The 7098-nt window shown below is 41.3% G+C and carries 9 protein-coding genes; 2 read left to right on the top strand and 7 right to left on the bottom strand.

Going from position 1 to position 7098, the window contains the following annotated elements; genetic code table 11:
- Positions 1-191: 191 nt before the first annotated feature.
- From ACE01T_RS04735 to ACE01T_RS04725, 3 genes are read right to left on the bottom strand one after another with little or no spacing between them, the layout of a single operon-like run.
- Positions 192-1265: a DUF6670 family protein gene (locus ACE01T_RS04735; protein ID WP_300047725.1), complete on the bottom strand. Its 1074-nt coding sequence runs from the start codon at positions 1263-1265 to the stop codon at positions 192-194.
- 39 nt (positions 1266-1304) lie between these two features.
- Complete coding sequence (pssA, locus tag ACE01T_RS04730; protein ID WP_300047728.1) at positions 1305-2132, bottom strand: CDP-diacylglycerol--serine O-phosphatidyltransferase; 828 nt, start codon at positions 2130-2132, stop codon at positions 1305-1307.
- A 45-nt stretch (positions 2133-2177) separates the two neighbouring features.
- Positions 2178-3035, bottom strand: coding sequence for a 23S rRNA (adenine(2030)-N(6))-methyltransferase RlmJ (locus ACE01T_RS04725; protein WP_395518825.1), 858 nt, complete (start codon positions 3033-3035; stop codon positions 2178-2180).
- Positions 3036-3151: 116 nt separating this feature from the next.
- Between ACE01T_RS04725 and ACE01T_RS04720 the strand changes: the two genes are divergently transcribed.
- Positions 3152-3754 (top strand): 2OG-Fe(II) oxygenase, encoded by a 603-nt coding sequence (locus ACE01T_RS04720; RefSeq protein WP_395518824.1) that lies wholly within the window; start codon positions 3152-3154, stop codon positions 3752-3754.
- A 74-nt stretch (positions 3755-3828) separates the two neighbouring features.
- Positions 3829-4356 carry a hypothetical protein gene (locus ACE01T_RS04715; protein ID WP_395518823.1) on the top strand — a complete coding sequence of 176 codons (528 nt, stop codon included), beginning with the start codon at positions 3829-3831 and terminating at the stop codon, positions 4354-4356.
- Between the two features lie 112 nt (positions 4357-4468).
- Here the strand turns inward: ACE01T_RS04715 and ACE01T_RS04710 are convergent, their stop codons facing one another.
- From ACE01T_RS04710 to ACE01T_RS04695, 4 genes are all read right to left on the bottom strand, one after another.
- Positions 4469-4729 carry a DUF2789 family protein gene (locus ACE01T_RS04710; protein ID WP_086195729.1) on the bottom strand — a complete coding sequence of 87 codons (261 nt, stop codon included), beginning with the start codon at positions 4727-4729 and terminating at the stop codon, positions 4469-4471.
- 105 nt (positions 4730-4834) lie between these two features.
- Positions 4835-5095, bottom strand: coding sequence for a DUF2789 family protein (locus ACE01T_RS04705; RefSeq protein WP_086195730.1), 261 nt, complete (start codon positions 5093-5095; stop codon positions 4835-4837).
- A 165-nt stretch (positions 5096-5260) separates the two neighbouring features.
- Positions 5261-6247, bottom strand: coding sequence for a malate dehydrogenase (locus ACE01T_RS04700; RefSeq protein WP_092821112.1), 987 nt, complete (start codon positions 6245-6247; stop codon positions 5261-5263).
- A gap of 172 nt (positions 6248-6419) precedes the next feature.
- Complete coding sequence (locus ACE01T_RS04695) at positions 6420-7076, bottom strand: ribonuclease T2 family protein (protein ID WP_180042158.1); 657 nt, start codon at positions 7074-7076, stop codon at positions 6420-6422.
- Between the last annotated feature and the right edge of the window lie 22 nt (positions 7077-7098).

The raw sequence follows: 7098 nt of genomic DNA, 5'->3' as shown, positions 1-7098 counted from the left end.
TTAAACTTTCTTTCTAAAACCTAACTCAATCAATTTTAACTAAGTTACTGTTTTATCAGAAGTTTTAATCTTCATCACCGCCGATGGATGTGCATTCTACACCATCCCTTATCCAATGCAACTCCTTTTTTTAAATAACTCAACAAAAATATCACGACTGTTTACTTATTACACAAAATAGAAGGTTTTTATTATTTTTTGCACGCAAACGGGACAGGATTGGCTAGTTCATCACGCATTTTTTCCTGTTTATTTTTTTCTTGCCAACTCAGTGAGCGGCAATCGATATATTCACAATAGCCACTTTCACCTGTTTCTTCATGATGATTAATTCTGACTTGATATTTAAAACTACCCACATAACCTGCCGCCAAGCCAAATTTAAAATCTCCGCGACTTTGTGCCTGTACAGAAATGCAGGTGCCATCTTTATCTTCATAAGCCCATTCAAACTCACGCGGCAAATACATGCTTTGCCCATTCGGTGTTTTTACTTTGGGATAAACCCGATGTACTTTAAAGCGGACGTTCTGGTCAAACATTTGCGAGACACCTGTTTTCCCATCTCGTAGATATAAACGTGACTGTAAAATACCGTTGAATGAATCTCGGATTTGAGCCAAAAGCAGTTGACGCTGATTTTCCAGATTAATGACTTGGTAAGTAAAAAATGCCAAAGGTAAATAGGGGAAATTAATGGAACGAGCATATTCAAAACAGCCCATCTGCTGAATCTCAATTTTTTGTTCCTTATATGTCACCTGCCCTTCACATTGACACAGTAAAGACCAGTGATCTGCCAGTCCCATACGCAACTGGGTAAAATAAGAAACAATATTGCTGGTACAAATTGATAAATCGAAACTTAGTTCTTTATCTTTACGCTGTATATGGAAATGGGGAAAATTTCCACTGATGGTTTCCCTGTCTAAAAACTGAAAATGTTCTTTGCTAAAATGACAATCCTCACCCACCGAGTAAGAATTTAATTGCCCCACCATATGCGGGCTAATACTGGCAATGGTAGTGGCAGTATCTAAAGCTGTGGTTTGAATGGCACTTTCATTGCGCAGCATTGCTGCATTCGGCTGGCCGATCAGACTAATGAAATTGAGGTAATGTAAGGGTGCGGGTAGACCAGGAATCATCAAACCTTGATGAATGATTTTATAGCGACCTTTTTGCGCATGATAGGCCAAGCGCAACTGAAATGGAGCCTGATTGAGTTGTTTAGAGCGATCAAATAAATCTTGAAACAACTGCATATCGTGCTCCTTTTTATTTTCAGTATAGCGTTCTCATTTTTATATGGCGGTATTTTTCCTTGCCAGGAAAGTAGTCACAAAACCTGACAGTGCATAGATAATGGAAATAACCAAAATCCCTACAGGGATATTATAAGTAATTGCTGCAAAGATAAACACTGCAATCGGTAACACAAAAAATGGTACGCGTTTGCGATCAAATGTTTTAAATGAATAGTATTTAATATTGGAAATCATCAGTAATCCCACAGCAATGATCGCCATGGCATTAAAGATCTGAATACCCAATTCGCGTATATCAAAAATTTGCGGGAAATCTTGTGCGACCCAGACCAGGGTAATAATGATCACCGCAGCCAACGGACTTGCGACACCAATAAAATAGCGTTTATCTACCACACCAATTTGCACGTTGAAGCGTGCCAGACGGAAAGCTGCACAAGCGGTATACACAAAACAGGCCGCCAATCCAATGCGACCCAAATCATGCAGACTCCAGCTATACATTAAAATGGCTGGTGCCACACCGAAAGCCAGCAAGTCCGATAAGGAGTCGAACTGTTCGCCAAACGGGCTTTGAGCACCAATCGCACGTGCTACCCGACCGTCCAATCCATCGAATAATGCCGCCAGAAAAATAGCATAAATGGCTTGAGTGAAATCTCCATTCATGCTGGCAATAATGGAATAAAAGCCCGATAGCAAAGCGGCTGTTGTAATCAGATTCGGCCACAGATAGATGCCACGACGTTTCACCTTTTGTCCCTCGTGGGTATGCTCTTCTTCTTCCACTTCAAAGGTGATGCCATCAAAACCATGCTCATCACGTGGAGAAGATTCACTTTCAGGTTTGTTTATACTTGTCATTCTTTGTCGATCCTAAATGTAACCGTATCTTTTTCAACGTATCTCTTATTCGCCAACCAACCAGCGAACCGCGGCGTGCCCACCATTTTCACTCATGCGTAAATGCGGGAACAACCATTGTAAAGCTTCATCCGCATCTTCAGAAAATTTCCATGGCGGATTAATCACCAGCAAACCACAACCATTCAGACCCACTGGCGTATCATCCGGCCATACACAAACTTCACAGACCAATTGACGGCGAATACCGGTTTTGATCATTTTCTTTTCAAAACGTTCAATCATGGCGCGGTCTTTAATTGGATACCATACAGCAAAAATACCCGTAGGCCATTTTTTATACGCAGCAACCAACAATTCGACTAATTGTGGAAAATCTTTACGTTCCAATTCATAAGGCGGATCAATCATGACCAGACCGCGCTTTTCTTTAGGTGGAATCACCCCAAGCAAGCCTTCATAGGCATCACGTTCATGCAGGCCGGCACGGCGGTCACGAATATTAAAACGGAGCTGCTGGAAAACCTCAGGCTGCATTTCAAAAATAGTGGCTTTATCTATTTCACGCATGCCTTCCAGAGCAAACCAAGGTGAACCCGGATATGCACCTTTACCTGAAACCTCACGCATATCCTGAACAATTTTAAGATATTGCTTCACGTCTTCAGGCGCATTACGGGTAATTGAATCATCCAGCTTGATTAAACGGTGAATACCATTTAAAAACTCACCTGATTTCTGTGCTGCAGAAGTCGATAAATCGTATTTACCTGCCCCACCATGCGTATCGATATAGCGATAAGGTTTATCTTTGGCATTTAAACGTGTTAAAAGTTGCAGCAATAACACATGCTTCATGACATCGGCAAAGTTGCCTGCATGGAAATGGTGACGGTAATTCATGTTTCTTTAATTCCTGATATCAACTGGTATTTTAGCATGAAAAAATGTTTCGTTCCGCAGGATATCTTGCTCTAGAATACGACAGCATTTTTCTATCCTGTTTTGAGTATATTCATATGGATACAATTCACCTCCCAAAGTCATGCAATATTGATCAAATGATTGAAGATTTAGATCAACAAGGCTTTAGCATTATTGATGAGGTTTATTCTCAAGACTATATCTACGCTTTGGTTGCAGAATGCACTTCTCATTTGAATCAGTTTAGAGAAGCAGCTATTCAAAATGGGGTGATGAGCAAAATCCGCAGTGATCATATTTTATGGATTAATGAAGATTTAGCAAAAGCCCAACAGCACATCAAAACCTTGCAAAATCTGGGAGAAGAACTGAACCGAGCCTTTTTTCTGGGCATTCGTGAAGTCGAAGCCCATTTTGCCTGTTATAACGCCGGTGAATTTTATGCCCTGCACCGTGACAACCCTCAAGGTAAAAATGGCCGTGTGATTTCTGCTGTGTATTATCTGCATGAAGACTGGCAAGCGGACTGGGGTGGTGAATTGCGTTTGCAGGATAAAAATGATCAGTGGCACATTATCCCGCCAAAACCGAACCGCATTGCCCTATTCCAAAGTGATTTATTGCACGAAGTACTCAAAGCCAAGCATCAACGCCTGTCCATTACCGCATGGTTACGCAGCGGCAATTCCATTTGGTAATTCACAGCAGAGGATGCTTTAAATCTGGAAAAACATCCTCATATAGCAATCATTGACAGATGAGGATGTAACCGATGCGGGAAAACACCAAACAGATTATTCAACGTATTGGCGAAACTGATCAGTTGTATTTACAAGGGAATACGCCAAAACTTGCCTTAGAACGTGCTGAGTTACGTATGCAACTGGTTACACTCAGCATCCTACGTCAGGAACAGATTCATTTTCTGCAAGAAGCTGTGGTTCTGCTTGAACAGGGCCGTATTGAATTTGAAGAAATGCCGTTAAGTTTATATATGAACTTATCTATGCATTTAGCCAAAGCCTATATGTTGTATTTCGAAATTACCAAGGAACAAAGATTTGCCTTGATTACCCAGCAAATCTTAAAACCTATCACTCACGACCAGTATGGGGACGTTTATTTTTTCCTGGCCTATGCTTCTGCGGCCAAGAGTGAAACCGCCTTAGCGCGACATTGGCTCACCAAATACAGTAAAACTGCCGATTTTGACTTAATTCTGGTACAAGAGCATCCAGCCTTTCACCCATTCCGTGAGCATGACTGGTTTGTGCATTTAGTCAAAAGTAAAGTTCATTAATTGCAGATTTAACGATAAAAAAACGCCTGCAATGAGGCGTTTTTTTATGATCTGTCCTGCTTAAAAGTTCCTTCTTCTCAGCAGGTTTTAAACATCACCTGTCTACAAAAAATCAGGCAGGTTGCAGTTTGGTGGCATTCATATGTAATTGCTGGTTCAGTTCATCAATCAACATGACCCACTCATCTGCATCTTCCACTAAATAGCGAATTAAAAACTCACGCTGGGATTTATTCCAGAAGGGAGCATCATGCAGATTTTGATGTGCAGGTAATTGATGAGTCCGTATAAAAAGCTCAATAGCTGCAGGGCTAGAAGCCAGCCCAAGTTGTTCAAATAACATTTTAAAGGATGGGTTATTATTCATAAGCATGGCACACTCCTTATCAACCAAACTGTCATTTATTATTTAATTAACTTATAAAATATTCATAAAAAAACCTAGTCATAAAACTAGGTTTGTTGTTTCAATTTGTGTTCACTGATGGGTTGAGGTTGAAAGCCGGTCTTCGGTATGCAATTGTTCATTTAAGATATCCACCACCATGGCCCATTCATCATCCTTTTTCCAATGGCTGATCAGAAAATCATGCTGTGCCTGTGTCCAGAATGGAGCGTGATGCAAAGGGATATCCATCGTCAATTGATGGCTTTCTATAAACCGGTCTATCGCCTCTTGGCTCGCGTCTAGTCCCAACTGCTCAAATAAAAGCTCCAATGTAGGTTGTTGATCAAACATCTCATTCTCCTTAAACCTTTATTGTTAGCTTTTAAATTAGACGCAAACCCTGACACATTCAGTTGTCACTGCATCACAGCGTGTTATTTTTTGTTCAAAACCAAATTTCAGGCATAAAAAAGCACCCCAAATGGGGTGCTTTTCAATTTAATCTAAAAGATTAAATTATTTAACCATGTCAGCAATTGCTGCACGTTCTTCTTCTAACTCGTTAAGAGTGAAGTTGATACGCTCACGGCTGAATTCGTCGATTTCAAGACCTTGAACGATCTTGTATTCGCCATTTTCACAAGTTACAGGGAAACCGAACATTACGCCTTCAGGGATACCGTAAGAACCGTCAGAAGGAATACCCATAGTTACCCATTCGCCGTTTGTGCCAAGAGCCCAATCGCGCATATGGTCGATTGCAGCGTTTGCAGCAGAAGCTGCAGAAGACAGACCACGTGCTTCGATGATTGCAGCACCACGTTTACCAACAGTTGGAAGGAACACGTCTTTGTTCCAAGCAGCATCGTTGATTTTGTCTTTTAAGCTTTCGCCGTTTACAGTTGCAAAACGGTAGTCAGCATACATTGTTGGAGAGTGGTTACCCCAAACAGTCATAGTTTTGATGTCAGAAACTGCAACGCCAGCTTTTTGAGCAAGTTGAGTCAACGCACGGTTGTGGTCAAGACGCAACATTGCTGTGAAGTTTTTCGCTGGAAGATCTGGAGCAGATTTCATTGCGATGTAAGCATTGGTGTTCGCAGGGTTACCTACAACAAGTACTTTAACGTCACGACTAGCAACTTCGTTTAATGCTTGACCTTGACCGATGAAGATTTCACCGTTCACTTTAAGAAGGTCAGCACGTTCCATACCTGGACCACGTGGACGCGAACCAACTAGAAGAGCGTAGTCAGCATCTTTGAATGCAACTTTAGGATCATCAGTACCGATCATGCCAGCCAATAATGGGAAAGCACAGTCGTCAAGTTCCATCATTACGCCTTTAAGCGCAGCTTGAGCTTTCTCAAAAGGAACTTCTAATAATTGAAGAATAACTGGTTGGTCTTTACCCAACATCTCACCGCTAGCGATACGGAATAATAGGCTGTAACCAATTTGACCAGCAGCGCCAGTAACGGCAACGCGAACAGGTTGCTTCATGTAATTATCTCCAATTGAGAGGATCGTCATAATAATTAAATAGCTGTTCTATTTAATCTTAATAATCATAAACGGCAAAGATTGTACTCCAATACTTTGACAGATGCATTTAAAAGAGAATGGATTTCAACAAAAGTATGATAGGAAATATAAATAAAATATATAAAAAAGCTTAGTAAGAACCTTTTATGGTAAATAAATTTGGACAGGTATTTTCTACTTCTGCTGAACAGCGCTTGTACTGTCCATTATTTTTGTAGCAAAGTTTCACTTCGGTCAGAATGGTATTTCCCTGGAAAGTCGAACAGCTAAATCTAATAGCATTGGCAGGTAAACTTGGATTCAAACGCAGAAACTGCAATCGAAGATTGGTCTGATGCATGGCTCGCGTCTCAGGACTGGTTAATTCCTTCGGAATTTTGAGACGTTCAGCATAATTAATGATAGTACGGAAATATTGACTTGAGTTCATCTGTACACATCCGCCAATTCCACGCCAAAGTTGCATGCGGGCATTTTCATCGGGCATGACTCGTGCCACGACTTTCGCCTGCAAGGGAGATAAAGCCGCAGAGGATGTGGTCCTGCACTCGGTTTCCGAAGTTTCCGGATACAAACCGGAAATATTCAGCGAATAGCCTTCCAGACATTTGCGCTGTTTTGATTTTTGGGCATCAAACATGCATACCGCAGGGGTCATTTGTACCACCATGACATAACCCTGCAAAGGGGCTGCAAAAGTTTGAGGTGCAAACAGCCCTAGTCCAGCACTGCTCAGCGCGAACAGCACCCATCTTAGTAAAACTGAAGTTCGCCCAGAAAATATCATCAACAAGTCAGACCTATCAATA

The organism is Acinetobacter uliginosus (assembly GCF_044130295.1).
Lineage (GTDB): Bacteria > Pseudomonadota > Gammaproteobacteria > Pseudomonadales > Moraxellaceae > Acinetobacter.
The sequence above is the reverse complement of the archived record's forward strand: the minus strand, read 5'-3'. Positions and strand labels throughout refer to the sequence as shown.

Bases quoted from the DNA above. Each gene is read 5' to 3' on its own strand.
- ACE01T_RS04735 (WP_300047725.1), bottom strand. From the start codon at position 1,265: ATGCAGTTGTTTCAAGATTTATTTGATCGCTCTAAACAACTCAATCAG.
- pssA (WP_300047728.1), bottom strand. From the start codon at position 2,132: ATGACAAGTATAAACAAACCTGAAAGTGAATCTTCTCCACGTGATGAG.
- ACE01T_RS04725 (WP_395518825.1), bottom strand. From the start codon at position 3,035: ATGAATTACCGTCACCATTTCCATGCAGGCAACTTTGCCGATGTCATG.
- ACE01T_RS04720 (WP_395518824.1), top strand. From the start codon at position 3,152: ATGGATACAATTCACCTCCCAAAGTCATGCAATATTGATCAAATGATT.
- ACE01T_RS04715 (WP_395518823.1), top strand. From the start codon at position 3,829: ATGCGGGAAAACACCAAACAGATTATTCAACGTATTGGCGAAACTGAT.
- ACE01T_RS04710 (WP_086195729.1), bottom strand. From the start codon at position 4,729: ATGCTTATGAATAATAACCCATCCTTTAAAATGTTATTTGAACAACTT.
- ACE01T_RS04705 (WP_086195730.1), bottom strand. From the start codon at position 5,095: ATGTTTGATCAACAACCTACATTGGAGCTTTTATTTGAGCAGTTGGGA.
- ACE01T_RS04700 (WP_092821112.1), bottom strand. From the start codon at position 6,247: ATGAAGCAACCTGTTCGCGTTGCCGTTACTGGCGCTGCTGGTCAAATT.
- ACE01T_RS04695 (WP_180042158.1), bottom strand. From the start codon at position 7,076: ATGATATTTTCTGGGCGAACTTCAGTTTTACTAAGATGGGTGCTGTTC.